The organism is Veronia nyctiphanis, assembly GCF_004116385.1.
In the GTDB taxonomy this organism is placed as follows: Bacteria; Pseudomonadota; Gammaproteobacteria; order Enterobacterales; family Vibrionaceae; genus Veronia; species Veronia nyctiphanis.
On record NZ_PEIB01000087.1, the window covers coordinates 1 to 1,716 of the forward strand.

At 42.6% G+C, this 1,716-nt stretch carries 2 protein-coding genes; both read left to right on the plus strand.

Annotated features, from left to right (window positions below; all coding sequences use genetic code 11):
* Positions 1-88 precede the first annotated feature (88 nt).
* Positions 89-697, plus strand: coding sequence for an MSMEG_1061 family FMN-dependent PPOX-type flavoprotein (locus CS022_RS24505; protein ID WP_129124470.1), 609 nt, complete (start codon positions 89-91; stop codon positions 695-697).
* Between the two features lie 467 nt (positions 698-1,164).
* Positions 1,165-1,545, plus strand: coding sequence for an ASCH domain-containing protein (locus CS022_RS24510; protein ID WP_129124471.1), 381 nt, complete (start codon positions 1,165-1,167; stop codon positions 1,543-1,545).
* The last annotated feature ends 171 nt before the right edge of the window (positions 1,546-1,716 follow it).

The following is a 1,716-nucleotide window of genomic DNA, read 5'->3' on the forward strand; positions in this document are numbered from 1 at the left end:
CGGTGCGCGTCCTTCTCATTGTTTAGAAAAGGGATTTTGAGGGGATTCGCTAGAATTGGGCGTTATACACTTATAAGGAAGTAATAGAATGAGTCAGATTTCATCGATAGAACAACTACTGGATATGTACCCAAAGCCGAATGACAAAGCTCAAAATAAGGTATTAAGTAAGTTAGATCGTCATTCTATAACAATGATTGAAAATTGCCATTTTTGTATTCTTTCAAGTACTGACATTAATGGCTTCACAGACATATCACCAAAAGGTGGTGCTCCCGGATTTGTTAAAGTTTTGGATCAGTCAACAATCTTGATACCAGATAGTAGCGGTAACAACCGAATTGATAGCCTTAAGAATATTGTAAGTAACCCTAAAGTGGGGATGATGTTCATGGTTAAAGGGGTCGATGAAGTCGTACGCTTAAAGGGTCATGCAACTATCCATACAGAGCCTGAACTATTGGCCCTTTGTCCCGATGGTAATAAAGAACCTAAGGTCGTTGTGAAAGTGGTAGTTGAAAGCGCATACTTCCATTGTGCTAAAGCTATTATGCGTGGGAAGTTGTGGTCTAACGATTTTCAAGTTGATCGTTCAATATTGCCATCATTAGCTGAAATAATAAAAGAACAGCAGAAGTTAGGTGGAGACTACGTTAGCCAAGAACAAATGCTGACTTACTACGAGTCTAGCCTTTAGCACGTGTATAACAAACTGTTTAAGAGTGATTCGCAACGCGTGGCATTTTTACTATGCGTTGGTTTAAGTGATTAAGGTGTTATGCGGGAGCTTAGGTATTGCATTGCTCACACCTTAACAGGGCTACATGGATTCCCCCGTCAATTTTAGAATTTTGAGTCCCAAGGTTTAGTCGCCAAATTCCCCTTTTCATAGCCGCAGTTTTGTGTCGAAATCTGCAAACAACCTTTGTTTGCGTTGCGTGTCTGAAATTCCAATTACTCAGTTGAATTCACATTCAGGTTGTTGTCTCTTGGTGGCTTAAACACGGTTTGCGGCAAGGCGAAATGCGGTAGCTTTTTCGAAAGGTGCTGGCGGCAAGCCGCGACAAACATGGAGCAAGGGCTAACAAATGCAGCCACATGACAAAAAACTGCTCCGCCATTTTTTGCCTGTGCTGGCAGGCGTTATGTTCTTTGGAGAAAAATGTGAAAGCTCTATCTGTAGTTGAGCCGTGGGGAACAATGATTGCGAATAAAACCAAGTTGTTGGAAATCAGAACTTGGCGTCCGGAAGTGTTACCAATGCTCAATGTTGCTCTAGTCCAAAATAGCACACGGCTAACAAAAGAGGGCGATGAAGATTTGACAGGGCAGGTTGTTGCTGTTGTTGATATTGTCTCGTGTGAGCCTTGGGTAAAAGAGGATTGTGAGCATTCAGGCTGTGATGAATCAGAGTTTGAGAGTGGCTGGTTGGCGTGGAAGTTAAGTAATGTAAGGAAACTAGAGAACCCAGTTAAGGCCATAGCAAAACGAAAGTTCTACGATTTAGCAGATTCAGAAGAAACTAAAGTCAAACTTGAACTATGAACATAACAAAGCGTTTAAGCGGGATTCGTGCCGCGTGGCATTTTTTGTTTGCAGTGATTTTTGTGGTGAAAGTGGTTTGCGGCAGGTTGGTTTATGCGGCACTCACCCCTTAACGCGGCGCTGAGGGATCCCCTCATAATTTCCCAAGCCCAGAGTAATGCGTCAGCTGTT

What these genes read in the sequence shown, in the direction of transcription:
- CS022_RS24505 (WP_129124470.1), top strand. Translation starts at nt 89, where the DNA reads ATGAGTCAGATTTCATCGATAGAACAACTACTGGATATGTACCCAAAG.